Here is a 24312-nt window from a genome sequence, read left to right as displayed (position 1 = left end):
GAGGTAGCAAAAGAGCCTGCCTATCGCCTGCCAAGACTGCGGCTATTAGCCGACTTGCCAACTCGGGTCTAGCCTTACCAGTCCGAAGTCGGCACGAGCCGGCCGCAGACCTGATAGGGATCCGAACATGGCAAACGAATCGAAATGCCCGTTCAACCACGCCGCCGGCGGCGGTACGACGAACCGTGACTGGTGGCCGAATCAACTCAATCTGAAAATCCTCAGCCAGCATTCCCCCAAGTCCGATCCGCTGGGCCAGGACTTCGACTACGCCAAAGCCTTCAAAAGCCTCGACTTCCAGGCGCTGAAACAAGACATCAAAGCACTGATGACTGATTCTCAGGACTGGTGGCCAGCCGATTTCGGCCATTACGGCCCACTGTTCGTGCGCATGGCCTGGCACAGCGCCGGGACCTATCGCACCGCCGACGGCCGTGGCGGCGCCGGCTCCGGTCAGCAACGCTTCGCCCCGCTCAACAGCTGGCCGGACAACGTCAGCCTCGACAAGGCCCGCCGTCTGCTGTGGCCGATCAAGCAGAAATACGGCCGCAACATTTCCTGGGCCGACCTGATCGTGCTCACCGGCAACGTCGCCCTTGAATCCATGGGCTTCAAGACCTTCGGTTTTTCCGGGGGCCGCGCCGATGTCTGGGAACCGGATGAAGATGTGTACTGGGGTTCGGAAACCGAGTGGCTGGGCGGCGACAACCGTTACGGCAAGAGCAATGGCCCGGTGCAGGAGCCCGGCGACGGCACGCTGGTGGCTGAGCCCGATCTGCATGGCCGTGAAGAAAGCCGCACCGATCAAGGCGAACGCAATCTGGAAAATCCCCTCGCCGCCGTGCAGATGGGTCTGATCTACGTCAACCCTGAAGGCCCTGAAGGCAACCCGGACCCGGTGGCCTCGGCCAAGGACATTCGCGAAACCTTCGGCCGCATGGCCATGAACGACGAAGAAACCGTGGCGCTGATCGCCGGCGGCCACGCGTTCGGCAAGACCCATGGCGCCGGCCCGGCTGACAATGTCGGTCCCGAACCGGAAGCGGCTGGCCTTGAGCAACAGGGTCTGGGCTGGAAAAACGCCTTCGGCACCGGTAAAGGCGCCGACACCATCACCAGTGGTCTGGAGGTAACCTGGACCACCACGCCAACACAGTGGAGCAACAACTATCTGGAAAACCTGTTCGGCTTCGAGTGGGAGCTGACCAAAAGCCCGGCGGGCGCCCATCAGTGGCAACCGAAAAACGGCGCCGGTGCCGGCACCGTTCCCCACGCTCACGATCCGAACAAGAAGCTCTCGCCGACCATGCTCACCTCCGACCTGGCGTTGCGCTTCGATCCTGCATACGAGCAGATTTCCCGGCGTTTCCTGGCCAATCCCGATCAGCTCGCCGACGCATTCGCCCGCGCCTGGTACAAGCTGATCCATCGTGACATGGGTCCGCTCTCTCGCTACCTCGGCCCGGAAATGCCGCAAGAGGAGCTGCTCTGGCAAGACCCGCTGCCCGACGTGACGCACCCGCTGATTGACGACAGCGACGCTGCGGCGCTGAAAACCAAGGTGCTGAATTCAGGACTGTCGGTGTCGCAACTGGTTTCGACCGCGTGGGCGGCGGCGTCGACGTTCCGCGGCTCGGACAAGCGCGGTGGCGCCAACGGCGGACGCTTGCGTCTGGCCCCGCAGAAGTTCTGGCAGGCCAACCAGCCCGAACAACTGGACAAAGTGCTGAGCACGCTGGAAAGCATTCAGAACGAGTTCAACGGTTCTGCTGCCAATGGCAAGAAGATCTCGTTGGCGGACCTGATCGTCCTGGCCGGTAATGCCGGGGTGGAAAAAGCCGCGCAGAACGCCGGGCATTCGGTGTCGGTGCCGTTTTCACCGGGCCGCGTCGATGCTTCGCAGGAGCAGACCGATGTCGAATCGTTCGGCTTCCTGGAACCGATCGCCGATGGCTTCCGCAATTACAGCAAAGGCAAATACACGGTTGCGGCAGAAACCCTGCTGATCGACAAGGCGCAGTTGCTGACTCTCACGGCACCAGAAATGACCGTGCTGCTGGGTGGTTTGCGGGTATTGAACACCAATGTTGGCCAGACCCAGCATGGCGTGTTCACCGACAGACCCGAAACGCTGAGCAACGACTTCTTCACCCACCTGCTGGACATGGGCGTGGAGTGGACGCCGACCTCACGGGATGCTGATGAGTTCGAGGGTCGCGAGCGCAAGACCGGGGCGGCGAAATGGACGGCGACGCGGGTGGATCTGGTGTTCGGCTCGAATGCGCAATTGCGCGCATTGGCCGAGGTCTATGCCAGTTCCGACGCGAACGCGCAGTTCGTCAATGATTTCGTCAAGGCGTGGACGAAGGTGATGAATCTGGATCGGTTTGATCTGCGTAAATAGCTGTTTGTTGTGCCAATGAAAATGCCGCTCGTTGAGCGGCATTTTTTTGTTGATCGTTCCCACGCGCAGCAAAGGAATGCAGCAAGGGACGCTCTGCGTCCCAAAGCCGATGCAGAGCGTGGAGAGAGGCATTCCCACGCAGAGCATGGGAACGATCAATTAAAGGCCCCAACATTTAATCGGCGTTACGCCAGGCTTTTGCTCACCACTTCATACACATCACTAGACAGCGCCCCGGACGCCAGAATCCGCTCCAGTTCAGCCTTCATCAACGCCTGGCGCGCGCTGTCGTATTTGCGCCAGCGGGTCAGCGGGGCCAGTTGGCGCGAGGCGATCTGCGGGTTGAAGCCGTTCAGTTCGATCACCAGATCGGCAAGGAAGCGATAACCGGAACCGTCCGCCGCGTGGAAGTTGATCAGGTTCTGCCCGGCGAACGCGCCGATCAGTGCCCGCACCTTGTTCGGGTTCTTGATGTTGAACGCCGGGTGCTGCATCAACGCCTTCACCCGCGCCAAACCGCCCGGCAAGGTGCTACCGGCCTGCACGCTGAACCACTGATCCATGACCAGCGGATTGTCCTTGAAGTGCTCGGCGAAGCTGGCCAAAGCCGGGGCCTTCTGCTCTTCGAACGGCGAGTTGACCAGCACCGCCAGCGCGGTCAGGCGCTCGGTCATGTTGTCGGCGGTCTCGAATTGCTCCAGCGCCGCTGCCAGCACTTCCGGCTTGCCGCTGAGCATCAGGTACGACAGGGCGATGTTCTGCAAGGCGCGACGGGCGAAGTGCTCGGCCTCGGCCACGTACGGAGTCTTTTTCGACAGATCGCGGTTGGCCTGATAACGCAGCCACAGCGCTTCGAACAAGCCTTCGGCGAGTTGCTTGCGGGCGAACTCGCGAGCGACGTGAATCGCCTCGACGTCAGCCACTTCGCTGATCTCGGTGAGATAGGCCTCACCCGGCAGCGAGAGCATTTCGGCAACCATCGCCTGATCCAGCGACTCGTCGGACAGCACCGTGCGCAGCGCCGACACCAAACGCGGATCGAGCTTCAGGCTCTCGCCGTTCTGATGCTGGCCGATCAACTCTTGAAGCACTTGCACCGACAGTTGCTGACCGGCATCCCAGCGATTGAAGCCGTCGCTGTCGTGCTGCATCAGGAACATCAGTTGATCGCGGTTGTACGGGAAGCTCAATTTCACTGGCGCCGAGAAGCCGCGCAGCAGCGACGGCAACGGCTGTTCGTTGATGTCGACGAAAGTGAAGGTCTGCTCGGCGTCGGTCACCGAGATCACCCGAGTGGTGCCTTGTGCCGAAGCTTCCCCAGCCAGACGCAGGGCGATTTCGTTGCCCTGGCTATCAAGCAGCCCGAGCTCGACCGGAATCACGAACGGCAGTTTTTCTACCTTGTCCGGGGTCGGCGGGCAGCTCTGGCGGAAGGTCAGGCTGTAGGTTTTCGCCGCAGCGTCATAGGACTCGCTGACGGCCAGACGCGGTGTGCCGGCCTGGCTGTACCAGCGCTTGAACTGGCTGAGGTCAACGCCATTGGCATCTTCCATGGCCTTGACGAAGTCGTCGCAGGTCACGGCCTGACCGTCGTGGCGTTCGAAATACAGATCGCTGCCCTTGCGGAAGCCGTCGGCGCCCAGCAGGGTGTGGATCATGCCGACCACTTCCGAACCCTTTTCGTACACGGTCAGGGTGTAGAAGTTGGAAATCTCGATGAAGCTGTCCGGACGCACGGCGTGGGCCATCGGCCCGGCATCTTCGGCGAACTGGTGGGTACGCAGGTACGCCACGTCCTGGATGCGCTTGACCGTCGCCGAGTTCATGTCCGAGGAGAAACCGGCATCGCGGAACACCGTGAAGCCTTCCTTGAGCGACAACTGGAACCAGTCACGGCAGGTCACGCGGTTGCCCGACCAGTTGTGGAAGTATTCGTGGGCGACGATCGCCTCGACCCGCTGGTGCGCGGCGTCGGTCGCGGTTTCGGCGCGGGCCAGCACGGCGCTGGAGTTGAAGATGTTGAGGCCCTTGTTCTCCATCGCGCCCATGTTGAAATCGTTGACGGCGACGATCATGAAGATGTCCAGATCGTACTCGCGACCGTACACCTCTTCGTCCCAGCGCATGGATTTCTTCAGGCTGTTCATCGCGTGCTGGCACTTGTCGATGTTTTCCGGCTCGACATAAATGCGCAGCGCGACGTTGCGCTGGCTCATGGTTGTGAAAGTGTCTTCGACGCACCACAGATCACCGGCGACCAGCGCAAACAGGTACGCCGGTTTCTTGAACGGATCTTCCCAGGTCGCCCAGTGCCGGCCGTCTTCGCCGGGGCCGGAAGCGATCGGGTTACCGTTGGAGAGCAACACCGGGTAGCTGTGCTGTTCGGCCACGACGGTGGTGGTGAACTTGCTCATCACGTCCGGGCGGTCGAGGTAATAGGTGATCTTGCGGAATCCTTCGGCCTCGCACTGAGTGCAGAACATCGTGCCGGACTTGTACAGGCCTTCCAGCGCGGTATTGGTTTCCGGATGGATGCGCACGCTGGTGTCGAGGGTGAAGGTTTCACTGGTTGGCTGCAGAGTCAGGTGGCTGTCCGAGACTTGATAGTCAGCGGCGCTCAGCTCCTGGTCCGCCAGCGTCACCGACAGCAGCTCCAGTTGCTGGCCGTCGAGCACCAGCGGCGGCAGGCCGGCGCCGCGTTCCGGGTTGCGGCGCATCACCAGTTGCGCGTGAACCAGGCTGTGGTCCTCGAACAACTCGAAGGTCAGGTGGGTTTCGTCGATCAGGTACTCGGGTGCCTGATAGTCCTTGAGGTAAATCATCTTCGGTTGTTCGGTGCGCATGCTGGAATCCTTATTGATGCACGGCGAGCTGGTACGCCGTGTATTTACGAATGTTGATCACGCCGGTGTCGAAGATCAGGTACTGGCCCTTGATCCCCAGCAGCGTGCCTTCGGCAATCGGGTTCTTGTCCAGGTTGAAGCTGACGATTTTCGCCGGGTATTGCTCGACGGGATAGCGGATTTCCAGCGGTTCGACATCGGCAATCGTCTGAATCGCCTGTAGGCCGAATCGCTCCTGCAACCCTTGCAGGCCTTCGGCGCAGCTTTCGAACAACTGATCGCGCACCTGCGCCAGATCCACCGCCGCCGCATCACCTTTGAGCAGCGCGCGCCAGTTGGTCTTGTCCGCCACCTGGCTGCGGAACAGGTCCTCGACAAACCCCGATTGCTGGCGTGTCGATACACGCATGATTGGCAAGGCTTGACTCGCACCCTGGTCGAGCCAGCGGGTCGGCAACTGCGTAGCACGGGTGATGCCAACCTTGATGCCTGACGAATTGGCCAGGTAAACCACATGGTCGGTCATGCAGAACTGCTGGCCCCACACCGGATCACGGCAGGTGCCGGCGTCGAAGTGGCAGCGTTCCGGGCTCATGATGCACAGGTCGCACTGCGCCAGTTTGGTCATGCACGGGTAGCAATAGCCCTGACTGAAACTGGTTTTGGTTTTGCGCCCGCAATGGGTGCAGTGAATCGCCCCCAAAAACTCCAGACGCAGCGTGCTGCCGATCAACGGATTGACCGGCACCTCGACGTCATCCAGACGAAACGCGTACTGCACGTTCGACCCGTCCAGACGCGCCGACATTTTGCTGATTGCACCGCGGCCAATCTCGATCAATGGATGGCATCCGACTTGAACAGGATGTTCGGCACTTCGATCGACTTCGACGCACACTCTTGCGGGCCCATGTAGCCAGTGCGCTGGTCTTCCGGCAGGTTCTGGATTTCCCAGGCAATCATCGCCTGCAACGACAGCTCGCGCTGTTCGGCAGTGAGTTTGTTGCCGTCGGACCATTTACCGATTTCCACGGCCAGTTTCAGGCTTTCGTAGATGTCCGGGGTGATGTTGTTGATCATGTCGTTGAAAGAGGACATCAGGGTCTCCGTGCTCTTTGCTGAAACAAAAATGTTAGGCGGCCAGTTTACGGCGGTTATACAAACCGCCCAACAAACCGGTAAAGCATCCGATGAGTAACCCGCTCAGGTGCGCGGCGTTGGCGATCTGGCCGAAACCGATCAGCGAGATCAGCCCGGACATGCACACCACCAGCCATACCAGCATCATCACCAGCACGCCGCGCGGCAGACGATAGGCCGGGTTCGGCGCCAGCAACTGGAAGATCCAGCAATGCCCGAGCAAGCCGTAAAGCACACCGGACAGCCCACCAAACAGGCTCGGGCCGCTCCAGACGAACTGCGCGTAGTTGGACACCAGACTGAACAACAGCGTCAAACCGATCAGGTTGATGCTGCCCTGGCGTGACTCGATGCGCCGCCCCAGCTCCCAATACCACATGCCGTTCATGGCCAGATGGAGGATGCCGAAGTGGATCAGCATCGGCGTGACCAGCCGCCACCACTGCCCCGCCGCGAGGCTGTCGGCCAGCGGCGTGAAGTGGATGTACTCACCGATCACGCGAAAATCGAGGAAGGTCAGCCAGCGCAGCGTTTCCAGGTTTTCGCCGAGAAAGGTCAGGCCACCGACGATGAGGCTCAACAGCAGAATCAACCCGGTGGCTTTGGCGTGTTTCAGCTGTTCGGCGAAACCCGGGCGCTTGAAGGTCTGGCCCACGGGAATGTCCAGTTGCTGATCCGGGTCGCCTGCCGGGAAGCGCTCGTACAAGGAACGCACGTCCTCGCTGATTTCCTCCGGCGCCCACAGCACCTGCTCGCCCGCCTCTTCGCTGACCCGATGGGGCACTTGCATGCGTTGCAGCAGCTTGACGAAACCGCTCAAATCCACCGCCAACGGCAGGCGCAATACCGCTATCGCACTCATTGCAGCACCTCCGGCCGCTCGACATCGACCCAGACGAATTTTTGCGGATCCAGGCGCGTTTCCTGGTCCAGACGATAGGCCACCAGTTTGCCGTAGAGCACGGCGCTGTAATCCAGGCACGCGAGGTTCGGGCGGATCGGCGCCGGTTTGCCGCTGCGCCAGTAGTGGCCGACGAACAGCAACGGCTCGTCGACGCCATAGCGCAGCAGGGAATTCTTTTCAGTGGACGTCAGCGGCGTCTGCGCGACAGGTTCCGGCAGTGCATCGGGCTGAAACACGATGTCGCCATAGGTTTTCGGGTCGTCCTCCCAGAACTTGGTGCGGAAAAACGAACGCACCAGACCGTCGCCGCTGGTCATGGTCAGGCCACCCGGCAGGCGCATGTCAGTGCCGCGCAGCAAGCGATCGAACACAGTGCAAGCGAAGCTGCCGGGCACCGCCGAGGCCTGGAGGAAATGCTCATCGACGCAGCCATTGGGGAACAGCGCCCGCAGCGGCTCGATCAGCCCGGCATCCCAGCATGCATGGACGACGCGAAACCGCCCGGCATCGACGAACAGCGGCAGCTCGTAGAACCACTGCTGGAAGTCATGCCAGTCGCCGGGATGGTCTTCAAATTGAGTCAGGGTTTCCTGCAACAGCCGCGCATGGCGCTTGGTGTGTTCGCGCACGAACTGCTTGCCGCTGCCCGGTGGCGCCGGGGTGACCCAGCCGAGCGCATTGAATTCATGGTTGCCCATGATGCACAGCGCCTGCCCCGCCTCGACCATGTCGTGAACGATGTGCAACGCCTCGCGAATGCGCGGGCCACGGTCGATGATGTCGCCGACGAACACCGCCATGCGTGACGGATGCCGCCAGACCCCGCCCTGCTTGTGATAACCGAGACGGTCCAGCAAGTGTTCGAGGGTCATGGCGCATCCGTGCACGTCACCGATCAGGTCGTAACTGCGCGCGGGATCGAGCATCAGTCGCCTCCGCCCCCCAGCTTGCTGCCCCAGCCAAGCTTGGTGCGGCACACCTCGTAGTAATTGTGATCGAGCGGATGAATCAGGCGCAGCTTCTGCGCTTTCTTGCTCACGGTAATGGTGTCGCCCGGTGCGCAGGTGAAGTGGTTCTGGCCGTCGCAGGACACCTGCGGGTAGATCTGCATATCTTTGGACACGACGATTTTCAGCTCACTGTTGCCATCGACCACGATCGGCCGTCCCGACAAGGTATGGGGGTACATCGGCACAATCACAATAGCGTCGAGCTTGGGATGCATGATCGGCCCGCCGGCAGACAACGCGTAGGCAGTGGAGCCGGTCGGCGTCGCGACGATCAGGCCGTCGGCCTTCTGGCTGCAGACGAACTGGCCGTCGATGTACAGCTCGAATTCGATCATCCGCGTCGATTTGCCCGGGTGCAGCACCACATCGTTGAGCGCATCGCCCTGGCCGATGGCCTCGCCATGGCGACGCACTTCGGCTTGCAGCAGGAAACGGTTTTCTACCAGATAGTGGCCGTCGAGCACTTCGGCGACCTTGATTTCCAGCTCGTCGGGGCGAATATCGGTGAGGAAGCCAAGGCTCCCACGGTTGATGCCCAGCACCGGAATATTGTGCTCGGCCAGCGCTCGCGCGGCGCCGAGCAGGCTGCCGTCACCGCCGACGACGATGACCATGTCACAAACTTCGCCGAGCATCTTGCGCGACGAGGTTTGCAGGCCATGGCCGGGCAGGACTTCAGCGATGGTGTCTTCGAGGATCACATGCATGTGACGGTCGAGCAGAAAGCGTTTCAGTCGGCGGACGGTATCCAGCACCTGGGAACTGCCCAGGCGACCGATGATGCCGATATTACGAAATTGCTCCATGGGACCTCTGCGGACAATCGAAAACGCGAAAAGCCGATTATGGGCGAAAGCGCCAGATAGACAAAATCCTTTCAGCCTCAAGGGTGCACTCAGGTTTAAGGCTATGCTCGCAAGATGATCCTGTTCCCCGACTTGTTGCAATTGCCCCATCGATTACGCCATCCCGAAGTGCGGGACCTGGCGTGGGTGATCCTCGCGCCGCCGATGCTCGCTGCCACGCCGTGGCCCCAGCGCCATCCGCTTGCCGGCAGCGAATGGGTACACGACCCGCAGCGCCTCGAACATTGGCTGCACCAGCTCGACCGCGACAGTTACGGCCTGCTGCAATGGCTGTCTCAGGCGCGCACCCGGCGTCTGGGTCTGTATTACGAGCGTCTTTGGCAGTTCGCCGTCTCGCATGCGCCGGGCATCGAACTGATCGCCGCCAACCTGCCGATTCGCCGCGCCGGGCACACCCTCGGCGAACTCGACATGCTGCTGCGTGACCGCGACGGCGTGCATCATCTGGAACTGGCGATCAAGCTCTACCTTGGCCCGCAGGATGGCGATGGCCGCGATCCCGCGCAGTGGCTGGGGCCGGGTTGTCATGACCGGCTGGATCGCAAACTGGCACATCTGGCCGAGCATCAATTGCCGATCTCGGCGCGCCCGGAAAGCCGCGAGGTGCTCGCGGCGCTGGATATCGAAACGTTCAGCGCGCAGCTGTGGCTGGGCGGTTATCTGCTGTATCCGTGGCCCGGGCAGGCCGACTCACCGCAAGGCGCGCATCCACAACATCTGCGTGGCAGTTGGCTGCATCAGAAGGACTGGCCGGCGTTTGTCGCACAGCGCCCGCCGGGCCGCTGGCAACCCCTGCCCCGCCATGCGTGGCTGGCGCCGGCGCATTACCCGGCGGATCAGGTCTGGACAGATGAGCACCTGCGTTTGTGGCTGGAAGACCTGCCAGCACTGGCCCCGGCGCAGTTGATGGTACGCCTGACCGAGAATGCCCAGGGCGAATGGGAAGAGGCGGAGCGGTTGTTTCTGGTGGCGGATCTTTGGCCGAATGTCCCCGGCCAAACCTGAGATTTGTGGTGTCCGACCCAATTCGCGAGCAGGCTCGCTCCCACAGAGAATGCATTTCAAATGTGGAATGCGATCCCTGTGGGAGCGAGCCTGCTCGCGAAAAGAGCAACTCGGTCTATAGGGATAACCGCACCGCCAATGCCGCCAACGTCACCAGTAACACCGGCACCGTCAACACAATCCCGACACGGAAGTAATAGCCCCAGCCGATATGGATGCCTTTGCGCTCCAGCACGTGCAGCCACAGCAAGGTCGCCAGGCTGCCGATCGGAGTGATCTTCGGCCCCAGGTCGCTGCCGATGACGTTGGCGTAGATCATCGCTTCTTTGATCACGCCGCTGGCCTGACTGGCATCGATCGACAGCAAGCCGATCAACACCGTCGGCAAGTTGTTCATGATCGACGACAGCAGCGCCGTCAGCACCCCGGTGCCCATGGCCGCGCCCCACACGCCGTGACCGGCGAATACGTCCAGCCACCCGGCGAGGTAACCGGTGAGCCCGGCGTTGCGCAGGCCGTACACCACCAGGTACATGCCCAGCGAGAAAATCACGATCTGCCACGGCGCTTCTTTCATCACTTTGCGCGTGGAGATCTTGTGGCCGCGCGCAGCGATACCCAGCAGCAGCGCGGCGCACACAGCGGAAATAGCGCTGATCGGAATGCCCAGCGGTTCGAGGGCAAAGCAGCCGATCAACAGGATCACCAACACCGCCCAACCGGCGTAGAACGTCGCTTTGTCGTGGATCGCGGTTTGCGGATTTTCCAGTTGTTCCGGGTCGTAAGCGGCCGGGATGTCGCGGCGAAAAAACCACAGCAACATGCCCAACGTCGCCGCCACGCTGACGAAGTTCACCGGCACCATCACTGCGGCATAGCGGTTGAAGCCAATATGGAAGAAGTCCGCCGAAACGATGTTGACCAGGTTCGACACCACCAGCGGCAGGCTCGCCGTATCGGCGATAAACCCGGCGCCCATGACGAAGGCCAGCGTCGCCGCTGGTGAAAAGCGCAGCGCCAGCAGCATTGAAATCACGATCGGCGTGAGAATCAGCGCCGCACCGTCATTGGCGAACAGCGCCGAGACCAGCGCGCCGAGCAGCACCATGAAGGCAAACAGTTTGCGCCCACTGCCCCGCCCCCAGCGCGCCACGTGCAGCGCTGCCCAATTAAAGAAGCCAGCCTCGTCGAGCAACAGGCTGATGATGATCAGCGCGACGAAGGTGCCGGTGGCGTTCCAGATGATCTGCCAGACCAGCGGGATGTCCGTGAGGTGAACGACGCCAAAAATCAACGCCAGCACGGCGCCCAACGTTGCACTCCAGCCGACGCCGAGCCCCTTGGGTTGCCAGATGACGAGGGTGATGGTCAGCAGGAAAATCAGTGACGCAGCGAGCATTCGCAGAAGCCTTCAAATAGCGAAACGAGTGGAAATCGAACAAATGTGGGAGCGAGCCTGCTCGCGAAAGCGGTGTGTCAGACGCGAAATTCTTATCTGACAGTCCGCCTTCGCGAGCAGGCTCGCTCCCACAGTGCGTTTCGGTAAGTTTATTTCTTGTGTTGCTCGACGAACTGGCCGTACGCATCGATGAATTTCTGCAGGAACGGTTTCACCGAGTCGCTCAGTTTGCCCGCTTCGTCGAACGCGTTACCGGCGCCGCCCAGGTAGGCTTCCGGCTGTTGCAGGCAATGGATATCAAGGAAAACAAAGGTCTGGCGCAGGTGCTGGTTGGCGCCGAAGCCGCCGATGGCGCCTGGCGATACGCTGATCACCGCACCGGGTTTGCCACTCCACGCGCTCTGGCCATAAGGACGGGAACCGACGTCGATGGCGTTCTTCAACGGTGCCGGGATCGAGCGGTTGTACTCGGGGGTGACAAACAGCACCGCGTCGGATGACGCCACTTTCTGACGGAAAGTGCTGTAGGCTGCCGGCGGAGAATCGCCGTCGATGTCTTCGTTGTACAGCGGCAGTTCACCGATTTCGACAATCTCGAGCTTGAGATTGGCCGGTGCCAGTTCGGCGAGGGCCAGTGCGACTTTGCGATTGATCGATGCTTTGCGCAGGCTACCGACCACTACAGCGACGTTGTAGACATTGCTCATGGATGACTCTCGATGGTCCGTGGGAAGAGTCGCTAGTTATAGATGATCCAGTGACATTTTCACCAGTGGTCATTGGTTTTTCCTGCGCGAGGAATATTTTTTTCATGTAGGAAAACTTACCGAGCTTGCTGACGGTCTACAAAGCCGCAAATCAAGCGTTTTATCTCCAGAGGTTCTAAGCAGATGGCAGCAGTACTCGTCGGTCAGTTTCATGCAAGAGATGCGGAAGGCCGCGTTTATTCCGTGCATGAATTCCAGGAATCGAACCCGTCTGCAGACGGATCCACTGGCTCGGAGCCCATTTACAAACTCGCCATTGGCGATCGGGTCAACAAGGTCAGTGACAGCGAGTTTCTCCTGGTTCAATCAGGCATTACCCTGATCCGCGAACCCGAGCCAACCGTTGCTTCATAACCCTGCATTATGAGCAGAAGTCATGCGAGCGGACTTGGGGTAGGATTCAGCGTCTGACCCCACCTGCTGAACATGGACTTCACGCATGCGTTTACGCCACATCGAAGTGATTCAGGCGCTCTTGCAGACCGGTCACCTGGGCACCGCCGCCGAATGGCTGCAACTGCCGGTGACCGAGGTCGAAGAGCGTTTGCGCGAAGCCGAGAGTCAGTTGGGGTTCATGCTGTTCGCCAGCGTTCGCGGTCGCCTGCAATCGACCCCCGAAGCGCGCGCCCTGCAAGTGGAAATCGCACACGTTTATGAGGCGCTTGAGCCGGTGCAGCGTCTGGCCAGCAGCCTCAAGCAATACCTCGCCCCACCCCTGCGCATCATCGGCACCCCGCCGCTGGCTCAACAATTACTGCCACAAAGCCTTGCGACTCTGCGTCGGCGCTTGCCGGACGCACCTTGCAGCCTGCTCAGCGCGCCGACTCGCGACATCGTCCGCAGCCTGTTATTGCGCGAAAGCGATCTGGGCCTGAGCCTGCACGATCCCGAACACCCCGATATCCACTGCCAGCCGCTGGCCCAGGGCAAGCTGCAATTGCTCGCTCCGCACGGCTGGCTGCAGCCGAAACAGAAATACATTTCCCTAGTGGATCTGGCCGGTCAGGCCATGGTCGGTCTCGAAGGTCAGGATCCACTGAGCCCGGCGCTGGAAAACAAACTTCAGGCCTTGCGCCCGGCACCGAGCATTCAGACCCGCGTGCAGACCCATCAGATGATGCGCAGCATGGTCGAGGCCGGCGAAGGTCTGGCCATCGTCGATCCGTTCACCGCTCTGGGCGCCCGCGCCGGTGGCCTGGACGTCTGCCCATTGTCACCGGCGGTGCCGATCAGCCTCTACGCCCTGACCTTCAAACATGCCGCGCCGTCGGCGGCGATTCAGACCTTGCTGGCGATCGTCACGGAACAAGCCGAGGCGATGTTGTCGAGCTGAGTGGTTTTTCCAGCGGATTATCGAACAGGCGATACCAGAACAACGCGACTTCAGCGGTATGCGCATCGATGCCGCGATAGCGCAACTGGTCGATGCCGCCGATCACATAGCCGCAACGCTCATACAGACGACAGGCGCCGAGATTGTTGTTTTGGGTTTCGAGCATGATGCCCGGCAGCTTCTTCTTGCGACTCCAGAACTGCGCGACATCAAGCAACGCCTTGGCCACGCCGTGGCGACGGGCCGGGGCATGCACCGCCAGTTCATCGATGTGGGCAAAGCCGTTCCAGTTGGTGCTGATCACCAGGTGGCCGACCGGCTCGTCGTCCAGATACGCCATGAAAATCGCGCTGTCGGGCGCGTTGTGAAAGGCGCTGAATTCTTCGGGATCAATACCGTAGCACTTGCGGTACGGCACGATCGGCGTCACCGGCCACTGCTCGACCGGTTTGCCGATCACGGCAGCGCCGTAGGCAGCGACCTCGAAACTGAAGTCGCTGCCCCAGATATACGGCGCAAAACCTTCGTCGGCTACACGCACCGACAACCCTGGGTATTTCGGATTCATGACCGGTTGCATACTGGGAAAAGTCCTCATTCCTTGACGCAGCCGACGGTGTCGACCTTACCGTCGCGATGGATGATTGCCAGCGCAAATTTCAACTCTTTGTACATGAGGCTCAGTGTCCTGAGGCGGCAGATTTGCACCTGACCAGTGCACTCAGGGTAGAGGGTTGCGACGAATGTGGCGAGGGTGGCAACTTGGCTTCATGTCGCCAAATGCAAAAAATCGCTGCCTTCCTGGTCCCTACTATGGAATGCAATCCCCGTAGGAGCTGCCGAAGGCTGCGATCTTTTGATCTTCTGATCTTTTGATTTTTCAGACCTGCGCATCAGCCTCGGCAATCTGCGTCCACAACGCCGGCGCTCCCGCCGATTTGGCGATGATTTCCAGCCGCACCAGATGCGCCGCCAGTTCCTCTTCGGTCGCGCGAATGATCCGTGCTGGCTGGCGATCGACCGGCAGGCGGCGGATTTCGGTAGCCGAGTTGTCGGCGCCCTCGCCCGTGCCATTGCCGTCGGACGCGTTGCCAGCCAGCGACAGGCTGGTCTGGCCGCCGGTCATGGTCAGGTAGACGTCGGCGAGAATCTCCGAGTCGAGCAAGGCGCCGTGCAGTTCACGGCCGGAGTTGTCGACGCCGTAACGTTTGCACAACGCGTCGAGGCTGTTGCGCTGCCCCGGGTGACGTTCCCGGGCCATTATCAGGGTATCGAGGATGGTGCAATGCTGGGTGATATCGGCGCGATCGTGCTGGCCCATCAAGGCGAATTCGTTGTTGATGAAGCCAACGTCGAACGCCGCGTTGTGGATGATCAGTTGCGCGCCCTGGATGAACTCGAAGAACTCATCGGCAACTTCGGCAAAGCGCGGCTTGCCGACGAGGAATTCGTTGGTGATGCCGTGCACACCGATCGCGCCTTCGTCGCTCTCGCGATCCGGTTGCAGATAAACGTGAAAGTGCCGGCCCGTCAGGCGCCGACCGATCAGTTCGACGCAACCGATTTCAATGATCCGGTGACCATCGGTCACCGGCATGCCGGTGGTTTCGGTATCGAGTACAACGGATCTGGTGGCCATCAGTGCTCAGCTCTCAACGGGTCAATCGGGCAAAGGCGCGGATGTTAACACGCTCGGCGGGGTGTTTCAGTCAGACCGTGCCGGGTCCTTCGCGAGCAGGCTCGCTCCCACATTGGAATGCATTCCAATTCAAGGCCTGGAATACATTTCCCTGTGGGAGCGAGCCTGCTCGCGAATGGCTACGCCACGGTTAGAAGCGAAATCAGCTCTGCTTGTAACCACGCACTTCGTCAACGCCACGATTGGCCAGTTGGTCAGCCCGCTCGTTACCGTGATGGCCAATGTGCCCGCGCACCCATTTCCAGGTGACTTTGTGGCGGTTGACCTGCTCGTCCAGCTCTTTCCACAGATCGGCATTCTTTACCGGCTCTTTCGCAGCCGTTTTCCAGCCGCGCTTCTTCCAGTTGGCCATCCACTCGTTGATGCCTTTCATCACGTATTGCGAGTCGGTGACCAGCAGCACTTCGCAGGGGCGCTTGAGCGCTTCGAGGCCACGAATCGCGCCGAGCAGCTCCATGCGATTGTTGGTGGTGTTGGCCTCGCCGCCCCACAGTTCCTTTTCGACGCCCTTGCACACCAGCAGCGCGCCCCAGCCGCCGGGGCCGGGGTTGCCCTTGCAGGCGCCGTCGGTGAACAGTTCTACGGTATCGACGCTTTCCACGCTTTCGCTCATGCCAGTCTTTCCAGAAAAAATGCCTGTCCTGCCAATCACGGATCGACAATGACCGCGGCCGGGACAAGCCCGGCCACAAATAAAAGAAGATTTACGGTTCGATGCGGCGGCGGTTGACCTTGGCCATCGGCAGCGGAATCAGCTTGCCCATCGGCTCGCGGCGTTCCTGGCGCAACGGCCTGAGCCCCACCACGATCTTGCGCGCCACCAGCAGATAGAAGCCGCCGCCGGACAATTGCCAGTCACCGGCCTTGCGTTCCCAGCCGGCCAGACGGTTCTGCCACTTGGGTGATGCGAGCGGCGGACGATAGCACCCGAAGCGGCGTTTCTCCAGCGCGAAGCCGAGCAGATTGAGCCAGTCGGCGACCCGCGACGGCGAGATGCAGCGCGCCTTGCGCAGGGCATCATTGGCGAAGAAATGCCGCAGCCCCCAAGTGCTCCAGGGGTTGATGCCGATGATCAGCAGATGCCCGCCGGGGCGCACGCTGCTCGCTGCTTCACGCAGCAAACCGTGGGGCGACAGGCAGAAATCCAGGCCATGCTGCATCACCACCACGTCGGCAGCGTGCTCGCTCAACGGCCAGGCCTGCTCTTCGCAAACGATCTCGACTCCGGGCAACGGTGCGCCGAGACGCACGTTGCGCTGCACTTGCGGCGCGGCCGGCGGGGTTTCGGCGGACGGCCCGTAATGCACCAGATAACCGCCGAAGAAGCGCCCGAGCTCGTCATCGAGCATGCGCCGCTCTTCATCCAGCAGAAATTGCCCGAGCGGCCCCAACAGCCATTCGCGGGCGGCGCTGATCAATGCCAGCCAGTCGGGATCGGCCTGAGCGAACGCTTTATCGGTCATGTCATTCTCCAACGCGCCGGGAACTACTAAGATGCGCCAATGTTTTCTGCTTGGCGAATTCCGACGATGATACAGATCAGTGCCCTGCCCGCGTTCACCGACAACTACATCTGGTTGTTACAGGATCACCAGACCCAGCGTTGCGCGGTGGTCGATCCGGGCGACGCCACCCCGGTGCAGGCGTGGCTTGACGCGCATCCGGGCTGGGTGCTCAGCGATATTCTGATCACTCACCATCACCATGACCATGTCGGCGGCGTCGAGCGCCTGAAAGCCGCGACCGGCGCCAAGGTCTACGGCCCGGCCAGCGAAAGCATCCCGGCGCGCGACGTAGCGCTCAAGGACAACGACAGCGTCAGCGTGCTCGGCTGGGACTTCGACGTCTATGCGGTACCCGGTCACACCCTGGGGCACATCGCCTATTACCACCATGGTCTGCTGTTCTGCGGCGACACCCTGTTCGCCGCCGGTTGCGGCCGGCTGTTCGAAGGCACACCCGAGCAGATGTACCGCTCGCTCAGCCGTCTTGCGGCCCTGCCGGAAGATACGCTGGTCTACTGCACCCATGAATACACCTTGAGCAATCTGAAATTTGCCGCCGCCGTCGAGCCGGGCAACCCGGAAGTCGCCGCCCGTCTGGAAAAGGTCACGCAGCAACGGCAGAACGGCGTGATGACATTGCCGTCGACTTTGGCCCTGGAAAAGCTGACCAATCCGTTTTTACGCACTTCTGAAACATTGGTTACACAAAAAGTGGACGAACGGGAAGGCGCTCAAAACCGGGAGCCGAGCGAGGTATTTGCGGCTCTGCGGGCATGGAAAGACAAGTTCTGACAAGCGCGCCGGCCGGGGCAAAAATTCTCAATGGTTGACCGCAGGGGGTGCGCTTTCTAGAATCGCCCGACATTTTTGCCCGGAACTTACTTCCAGCCAATGTCGTCATCCATACGTAAGTCCGTCAATTCAGATGCTTTGACCCGCCTGGCACAAGCCATCGCGGTGGCTGTGTCCGCCACGCTGGCGGGTTGCTCCAGCCACGCTCCGCAGACTGAAGCGACGCATACGCCGAACATTGCTGCGCGAGCCAAGCAGAAGCCGATCTGGCTGACCGAGAAGCCCACTCCAGTGGCGCCCCAGGACATCTGGGAACGCATGCGTCAGGGCTTCCAGTTGCAGGAAGGCCTTGGCGTCAATCCGCGCATTGAGCAACAGCGCCTGTGGTTCGCCAGTAACCCCTCTTTTCTCGAGAATGCCGGCGAACGCGGCAGCCTCTACATTCATTACATTGTCGAACGCCTCGAAGAGCGCAACATGCCGCTGGAACTGGCCCTGCTGCCAGTGATCGAGAGCGCGTACAACCCGATGGCCTACTCCCGCGCCGATGCGGTGGGCCTGTGGCAGTTCATTCCGTCCACCGGGCGTTATTTCAACCTGCGCCAGACGCGTTTTTATGATGGTCGTCGCGACATTACCGCCTCGACCACGGCCGCGATGGATTACCTGACCCGCCTGCACGACATGTTCAACGGCGACTGGCTGCTGGCGCTGGCAGCCTACAACGCTGGTGAAGGCACCGTCAGCCGGGCGATCGAGCGCAACGAAAAGCTCGGCCTGCCCACCGACTACTGGAACCTGCCGCTGCCGGCGGAAACCCAGGCCTATGTGCCGAAGTTGCTGGCGCTGTCGCAAGTGGTGCTGGCGCCGGAAGCCTACGGCGTCAACCTCAACCCGATCGCCAACGAGCCGTACTTCCAGGTCGTCGAAATCAACCAGCGCATGGACCTGTCCAAGGTCGCTGCGGTAGCGAACATCGATGAAGACGAACTGTTCCAGCTCAATCCGGCGTTCAAACAGCGCACCACCATCGACGGTCCGCAGCACTTGCTGGTGCCAACGTCCAAGGCGCAACTGCTGACCGCCAGTCTGCAGACCATGCGCCCGGACGAACTGATCAGCCCGCGCTCGCTGAAACCGGTGTTCGAAGGCGCCGATCCGTCGGAAGTGGCACAGCTCAAACGCGCCTATCGGGTCAAGCGTGGCGACAACCTCGGTTCCATCGCCAAGGCCAACAAGGTCGAAGTCAAGGATCTGCAGCGCTGGAACAAGCTGACCGGCAAGAATCTCAAGGTCGGCCAGACCCTGGTCATGCAGGACAACACCAAGCGTGCACCGGCGCGCAAATCCGGCCGGGTCAACACCGTGGTCGCGGCGAATACCAAGACCAAAGGCAAGGACGAGAGCAAGCAGCAGACCCAGTACAAGGTCAAGCGCGGCGACACCCTGTATGTGGTGGCCAAGCGCTTCAACGTCGAGATGCAACATCTCAAGCGATGGAACCCGGGTGCGGGCAAGGCGTTGAAGCCGGGGCAGATGCTTACGGTTTATCAGCCGCACTGATTGAAGAGCCCCTGATATTTCAGGGGCTTTTTTTTGGATGAAGTTTTTGTGGTGTGCTTTAGATCCATCCCCCTCACCCCAGCCCTCTCCCCGGGGGGAGAGGGGAAAGGAGCCGATCGAGGGTTTTTCAGAAACTGACTTCGACTCGGTATCGCACCTCGGTGCAATTCGCCCAGACACCACGATCAGTCCCCTCTCCCCTCCGGGAGAGGGTTAGGGTGAGGGGCTCTTCGCGCAAACGATTAACCCGGCATTAACCCGCATCTTTTTCCTGTCCAGACAAGCTGTTACTGTACGGCCCACAAAGCCCAAGCCGCTGGATCGGATCTGACTTGAAGCGTGCCCTCTCCCTGCTCCTGATCAGCCTGGCCTTGAGCTCACCCGCAAGCGCGACGATTACCGAAAGTCATGGTTATGCGCAGTTCGGCACGCTCAAGTACCCGGCCAGATTTACCCACTTCGACTGGGTCAACCCGCAAGCGCCCAAAGGCGGTACGTTGCGGGTGATGGCGTTCGGCACCTTCGATACTGTCAATCCGTACACCTTCAAGGGCACCAGCCCGGTTACCACCGCCAATTTTCTCCAGTACGGCATCAACGAGCTCAACGAGCCGCTGATGGTCGGTACCGGGCAGTATTCGCCGTCCGGCGACGAGCCGGCGTCGAGCTACGGTTTGATCGCACAATCGGTGGAGTACAGCGAAGATCGCAGCTGGGTCGTCTTCAATTTGCGCCCCGAAGCGCGCTTTCACGACGGCGCGCCGATCACCGCCTACGACGTGGCGTTCTCCTATCGAACGCTGCTCAAGGACGGTCATCCGCTATATCGCACGGCCCTGCAGGAAGTGCTGCGGGTCGACATCCTCAACAAACAGCGCATTCGCTTTGTGTTCAAGCGCTCGGGCAATCCGCTGCTGATCCTGCGCCTTGGCGAGTTGCCGGTGCTGCCGCAGCATTACTGGAAAGACCGCGACTTCAAAGCCACCACCTTCGAACCACCGCTGGGCAGCGGGCCGTACCGCATCACTACGGTCACGCCGGGGCGGCAGCTGATTTTCGAGCGGGTCAAGGATTACTGGGGCAAGGACCTGCCGGTCAATCGCGGCAAGTACAATTTCGATCGCATGGAAGTCGAGTTCTACCGCGACAGCGATGTCGCCTTCGAAGCGTTCAAGGCCGGGGAGTTCGACATCTACATCGAGCATCAGGCGAAGAACTGGGTCAACGGTTACAACTTCCCTGCTGTACGTCGTGGCGAAGTGATCAAGGTGCAGATCCCGCATCAGATCCCGACCCAGACTCAGGGCCTGTTCATGAACAGCCGCCGCGCGACCTTCGCCGATGTCAGGACGCGCGAAGCGTTGGGTCTGATGTTCGATTTCGAATGGACCAACCGCGCGCTGTTCAGCGATGCCTATAAACGCACCAGCAGCTACTACCCCAACAGCGAATTCACTGCGTCCGGCCTGCCGGTCGGCCATGAATGGCTGATGCTCAAGCCTTACAAGGAGCAGTTGCCAGCCCGGCTGTTCACCGAGCCGTTTACCCTGCCGAAGACCGACGGCCGTGGCATTCCGCGCGAGACTATGCGCAAAGCCCTCGCCCTGCTCGCCGAGGCCGGTTGGAAGCTCCACGGCCAGCGCCTGCAAGACAAAGACGGCCAACCGCTGCGTTTCGAACTGCTGCTGGTCAACCCGAGCCTGGAGCGGCTCTATCAGCCGTACATCGAAAACCTCAACAGCATCGGCATCGACGCGCGCCTGCGCACCGTTGATCGTGCGCAATACAAACAGCGCCTCGATCAATTCGATTTCGACATGATCTCGATGACCCTCGGCCAGACCCTGAGCCCGGGCCTTGAGCAGTGGCAGTACTTCCACTCCAGCCAGGTGAACGTCAAGGGCAGCAAGAATTACGCGGGCATCGCCAATCCGGTGGTCGATCACCTGCTCGAACAGTTGCTCGCCGCCCGCACCCGCGACGAGCAGGTCGCCGCTGGCAAAGCGCTCGACCGCGTGCTGCTCTGGCAGCACTACAGCATTCCCAACTGGTACCTCAATTATCACCGTCTGGCCTACCGCAACCGGTTGGCCTTTGTCACCACGCCGCCCTACACCCTGGGCCTGAGCGCATGGTGGCTGAAGTCTTCGGAGAAAGATCGATGAACGCTGTTCGCACCCTGCTCGTGCAGGCCGGCGGCTTGCTGTTCGCCGGGCTGGCCTGGGCCGCCCCGCAACACGCCGTGACCCTGTACAACGAGCCGCCGAAATACCCGGCCGATTTCAAGCACTTCGACTACGTCAATCCCGATGCGCCCAAGGGCGGCGTGTTCCGCCAAGCCGGTTTCGGCGGCTTCGACAGCCTCAACCCGTTCATCAACAAAGGCGTGCCCGCCGATGACATCGGCCAGATCTACGACACCCTGACCAAACACAGCCTCGACGAGCCGTTCACCGAATACGGCCTGATTGCCAGCAAGATCGAGAAAGCCGACGACAACAGTTGGGTGCGCTTCTACCTGCGCCCGCAAGCACGCTTCCACGACGGCCACCCGGTGCGCGCCGAAGACGTGGTGTTCAGCTTCGAGACGTTGACCAAGGAAGGCTCGCCGATGTTTCGCGGCTACTACAACGACGTCGCCGAAGCCATCGCCGAAGACCCGTTGAAAGTCTTGTTCAAGTTCAAGCACAGCAACAACCGCGAGCTGCCGCTGATCCTCGGCCAGTTGCCGGTCCTGCCGAAACACTGGTGGGCCAGCCGCGACTTCAACAAGGGCAATCTGGAAATCCCGCTGGGCAGCGGCCCGTACAAGGTCACCCAAGTGAAGGCCGGCCGTTCGGTACGTTACGAGCGGGTCAAGGATTACTGGGGCAAGGACTTGCCGGTCAACCGTGGCTTTTACAATTTCGACACGATGACCACCGACTATTACCGCGACAACACCGTCGCCCTCGAAGCACTGAAGGCCGGACAGTTCGACTACTGGCTGGAAATGACCGCGAAGAACTGGGCCAGCGCCTATAACGTTCCGGCGGTCACCGAGGGGCGTTTGATCAAGGAACTGATCCCCAACAGCAACCCGACCGGCATGCAGGGCTTCGTCTTCAATCTGCGCCGCCCGGTGTTCCAGGATGTGCGCGTGCGTCAGGCTCTCGGGCTGCTGTTCGACTTCGAATGGACCAACAAGCAATTGTTCAACGGCGCCTACGTGCGCACCCGCAGTTACTTCGAGAACTCGGAAATGGCCGCCACCGGCCTGCCCGACGCAGAGCAACGGACGATCCTCGAACCGTTTCGCAGCAAACTGCCGGCCCAGGTGTTCAGCGAAGCCTTCGAAAATCCCAAGACCGACGCCAGCGGCATGATCCGCACCCAGCAGCGTGAGGCGTATCAATTGCTGCAAGAGGCCGGCTGGAAAATCGTCGATGACAAAATGGTCGACGCCACTGGCAAACCGGTGGTGATCGAATTCCTCCTCGCCCAGACCGAGTTCGAACGGGTGCTGCTGCCGTTCAAGCGCAACCTCAGCGACCTCGGTATCGATCTGGTGATCCGCCGCGTCGACGTCTCGCAGTACATCAACCGCGTGCGCTCGCGGGATTTCGACATGATGGTCGGCAGCTTTCCCCAGTCCAATTCGCCGGGCAACGAGCAGCGCGAGTACTGGATGAGCGCCGCCGCCGACAAACCGAGCAGCCGCAACAGCATGGGGCTCAAAGACCCGACCGTTGACCAACTGGTGGAAAGCCTGATCAACGCCGACTCGCGCAAAAGTCTGGTTGCCCACGCTCGCGCGCTGGATCGGGTGCTGCAATGGGGCTACTACGTGGTGCCGAACTGGCACATCAAGAGCTGGCGCGTGGCTTACTGGAATCATATAGGCCACCCGAAAACCTCGCCCAAGTACGACATCGGCATCAACACCTGGTGGGTCAAGCCTGACGCCAAGCCTGCCGTAGAAGTCGAAACCCAACTGCAAGCCGACCCTGCGGGCACGGAGTAATCAGATGCTGGCGTATATCTTTCGGCGACTGCTGCTGATCATCCCGACCCTGTTCGGCATTCTGCTGATCAACTTCGTGATCATCCGGGCCGCGCCCGGCGGGCCGGTCGAGCAGATGATCGCCAAGCTCGAAGGTTTCGAAGGCGCCACGAGCCGGATTGCCGGCGGTGGTGCCGAAGTGGCGGTGGCCGGCTCGTCCTACCGTGGTGCGCAGGGGCTGGACCCGGCGCTGATCAAGGAAATCGAGCACATGTACGGGTTCGACAAATCGGCCCCGGAACGTCTGTGGATCATGGTCAAGAACTATGCGCAGCTGGATTTCGGCGACAGTTTCTTCCGCGACGCCAAGGTCATCGACCTGATCAAGGAAAAGATGCCGGTGTCGATCTCGCTGGGGCTGTGGAGCACGCTGATCATGTATCTGGTGTCGATCCCGCTGGGCATCGCCAAGGCCACGCGGCACGGCAGCCACTTCGACGTCTGGACCAGTTCGGCGATCATCGTCGGCTATGCGATCCCGGCGTTTCTGTTTGCGATCCTGCTGATCGTGGTATTTGCCGGCGGCAGTTATCTGGACTGGTTCCCCCTGCGCGGGCTGACTTCGAACAACTTCGATGAGCTGAGCCTGGGCGGCAAGATCCTCGATTACTTCTGGCACCTGGCATTGCCGGTCACCGCACTGGTGATCGGCAACTTCGCGACCATGACCCTGTTGACCAAGAACAGCTTTCTCGACGAAATCAACAAGCAGTATGTGGTCACCGCCAAGGCCAAGGGCCTGACCCGCCATCGCGTGCTCTACGGGCATGTATTCCGCAACGCCATGCTGCTGGTGATTGCCGGTTTCCCGTCGGCATTCATCGGTATCTTCTTCACCGGCTCGTTGCTGGTGGAAGTGATCTTCTCTCTCGATGGCCTCGGCCTGATGAGTTTCGAGGCGGCGATCAATCGCGATTACCCGGTGGTGTTCGGCACCCTGTTCATCTTCACCCTGCTCGGGCTGGTGGTGAAACTGATCGGCGATCTGACCTACACCTTTGTCGATCCGCGTATCGACTTCGCCAGCCGGGAGCATTGAG

General features: G+C 60.9%; 21 protein-coding genes. 9 read left to right on the top strand and 12 right to left on the bottom strand.

What is annotated here, in order from left to right:
* Positions 1-127 precede the first annotated feature (127 nt).
* Positions 128-2404 carry a catalase/peroxidase HPI gene (katG, locus tag AB4O12_RS05350; RefSeq protein ID WP_460060646.1) on the top strand — a complete coding sequence of 759 codons (2277 nt, stop codon included), beginning with the start codon at positions 128-130 and terminating at the stop codon, positions 2402-2404.
* 185 nt (positions 2405-2589) lie between these two features.
* Here katG and pepN read toward each other — a convergent pair whose 3' ends face one another.
* The 6 genes from pepN to AB4O12_RS05320 are packed head-to-tail and all read right to left on the bottom strand — an operon-like array spanning position 2590 to position 9107.
* A complete protein-coding gene (pepN, locus tag AB4O12_RS05345) occupies positions 2590-5247 on the bottom strand; it encodes an aminopeptidase N (protein ID WP_460060644.1) in 2658 nt (885 codons plus the stop codon).
* A gap of 10 nt (positions 5248-5257) precedes the next feature.
* On the bottom strand, positions 5258-6088 hold the full coding sequence (locus AB4O12_RS05340; RefSeq protein ID WP_016774216.1) for a DUF2797 domain-containing protein: 831 nt from the start codon (positions 6086-6088) through the stop codon (positions 5258-5260).
* The gene (locus AB4O12_RS05335) at positions 6085-6345 is read right to left on the bottom strand and encodes a YeaC family protein (protein ID WP_016774215.1); all 261 of its coding nucleotides are present in this window, start codon (positions 6343-6345) and stop codon (positions 6085-6087) included. The genes AB4O12_RS05340 and AB4O12_RS05335 overlap by 4 nt, the downstream gene beginning before the upstream one ends.
* Positions 6346-6379: 34 nt before the next feature.
* Entirely contained in the window at positions 6380-7249 is an 870-nt protein-coding gene (locus tag AB4O12_RS05330) for a rhomboid family intramembrane serine protease (RefSeq protein ID WP_056784680.1), read from the bottom strand.
* Entirely contained in the window at positions 7246-8217 is a 972-nt protein-coding gene (locus tag AB4O12_RS05325) for a metallophosphoesterase (protein ID WP_024012499.1), read from the bottom strand. Before AB4O12_RS05325 ends, AB4O12_RS05330 begins: the two co-directional genes overlap by 4 nt.
* A complete protein-coding gene (locus tag AB4O12_RS05320; RefSeq protein WP_460060640.1) occupies positions 8217-9107 on the bottom strand; it encodes an NAD(+) kinase in 891 nt (296 codons plus the stop codon). Before AB4O12_RS05320 ends, AB4O12_RS05325 begins: the two co-directional genes overlap by 1 nt.
* 114 nt (positions 9108-9221) lie before the next feature.
* Between AB4O12_RS05320 and AB4O12_RS05315 the strand changes: the two genes are divergently transcribed.
* Positions 9222-10172: a DUF1853 family protein gene (locus AB4O12_RS05315; RefSeq protein ID WP_315435605.1), complete on the top strand. Its 951-nt coding sequence runs from the start codon at positions 9222-9224 to the stop codon at positions 10170-10172.
* Positions 10173-10287: 115 nt separating this feature from the next.
* Here the strand turns inward: AB4O12_RS05315 and AB4O12_RS05310 are convergent, their stop codons facing one another.
* Both AB4O12_RS05310 and AB4O12_RS05305 read right to left on the bottom strand, forming a co-directional pair.
* Positions 10288-11571, bottom strand: a complete 1284-nt coding sequence (locus AB4O12_RS05310; RefSeq protein WP_110599012.1) for an arsenic transporter — start codon at positions 11569-11571, stop codon at positions 10288-10290.
* Positions 11572-11720: 149 nt separating this feature from the next.
* Complete coding sequence (locus AB4O12_RS05305) at positions 11721-12278, bottom strand: NADPH-dependent FMN reductase (RefSeq protein ID WP_039763234.1); 558 nt, start codon at positions 12276-12278, stop codon at positions 11721-11723.
* Positions 12279-12461: 183 nt separating this feature from the next.
* Between AB4O12_RS05305 and AB4O12_RS05300 the strand changes: the two genes are divergently transcribed.
* Both AB4O12_RS05300 and AB4O12_RS05295 read left to right on the top strand, forming a co-directional pair.
* Positions 12462-12692: a hypothetical protein gene (locus tag AB4O12_RS05300; protein WP_041480622.1), complete on the top strand. Its 231-nt coding sequence runs from the start codon at positions 12462-12464 to the stop codon at positions 12690-12692.
* Between the two features lie 85 nt (positions 12693-12777).
* On the top strand, positions 12778-13671 hold the full coding sequence (locus AB4O12_RS05295; RefSeq protein ID WP_041480623.1) for a LysR substrate-binding domain-containing protein: 894 nt from the start codon (positions 12778-12780) through the stop codon (positions 13669-13671).
* On the opposite strand, the gene AB4O12_RS05290 is transcribed toward AB4O12_RS05295, so the two are convergent.
* From AB4O12_RS05290 to AB4O12_RS05275, 4 genes are all read right to left on the bottom strand, one after another.
* Entirely contained in the window at positions 13637-14251 is a 615-nt protein-coding gene (locus AB4O12_RS05290; protein WP_130909530.1) for a GNAT family N-acetyltransferase, read from the bottom strand. The two genes, AB4O12_RS05295 and AB4O12_RS05290, sit on opposite strands and share 35 nt — an antisense overlap.
* 300 nt (positions 14252-14551) lie before the next feature.
* Positions 14552-15310 (bottom strand): DNA polymerase III subunit epsilon, encoded by a 759-nt coding sequence (gene dnaQ / locus AB4O12_RS05285; protein ID WP_150742734.1) that lies wholly within the window; start codon positions 15308-15310, stop codon positions 14552-14554.
* Positions 15311-15512: 202 nt separating this feature from the next.
* Positions 15513-15983, bottom strand: coding sequence for a ribonuclease HI (gene rnhA / locus AB4O12_RS05280; protein WP_007910572.1), 471 nt, complete (start codon positions 15981-15983; stop codon positions 15513-15515).
* 91 nt (positions 15984-16074) lie between these two features.
* Complete coding sequence (locus AB4O12_RS05275) at positions 16075-16833, bottom strand: class I SAM-dependent methyltransferase (protein WP_460060633.1); 759 nt, start codon at positions 16831-16833, stop codon at positions 16075-16077.
* Between the two features lie 66 nt (positions 16834-16899).
* Here AB4O12_RS05275 and gloB point away from each other — a divergent pair, with 66 nt between their 5' ends.
* The 5 genes from gloB to AB4O12_RS05250 all read left to right on the top strand — a co-directional run bounded on the left by gloB (position 16900) and on the right by AB4O12_RS05250 (position 24311).
* The gene (gene gloB / locus AB4O12_RS05270; RefSeq protein WP_305382666.1) at positions 16900-17667 is read left to right on the top strand and encodes a hydroxyacylglutathione hydrolase; all 768 of its coding nucleotides are present in this window, start codon (positions 16900-16902) and stop codon (positions 17665-17667) included.
* Between the two features lie 99 nt (positions 17668-17766).
* Entirely contained in the window at positions 17767-19230 is a 1464-nt protein-coding gene (locus AB4O12_RS05265; RefSeq protein ID WP_041480626.1) for a transglycosylase SLT domain-containing protein, read from the top strand.
* A 332-nt stretch (positions 19231-19562) separates the two neighbouring features.
* Complete coding sequence (locus tag AB4O12_RS05260) at positions 19563-21395, top strand: extracellular solute-binding protein (RefSeq protein WP_460060630.1); 1833 nt, start codon at positions 19563-19565, stop codon at positions 21393-21395.
* Complete coding sequence (locus AB4O12_RS05255; RefSeq protein ID WP_252883565.1) at positions 21392-23233, top strand: extracellular solute-binding protein; 1842 nt, start codon at positions 21392-21394, stop codon at positions 23231-23233. The genes AB4O12_RS05260 and AB4O12_RS05255 overlap by 4 nt, the downstream gene beginning before the upstream one ends.
* Before the next feature lie 4 nt (positions 23234-23237).
* Entirely contained in the window at positions 23238-24311 is a 1074-nt protein-coding gene (locus AB4O12_RS05250) for a microcin C ABC transporter permease YejB (protein WP_460060626.1), read from the top strand.
* Position 24312: the final 1 nt, after the last annotated feature.

Source organism: Pseudomonas sp. S2_A05, assembly GCF_054668485.1.
Note: the sequence above shows the minus strand (reverse complement) of the source record. Positions and strands in the feature narration are given on the sequence as shown.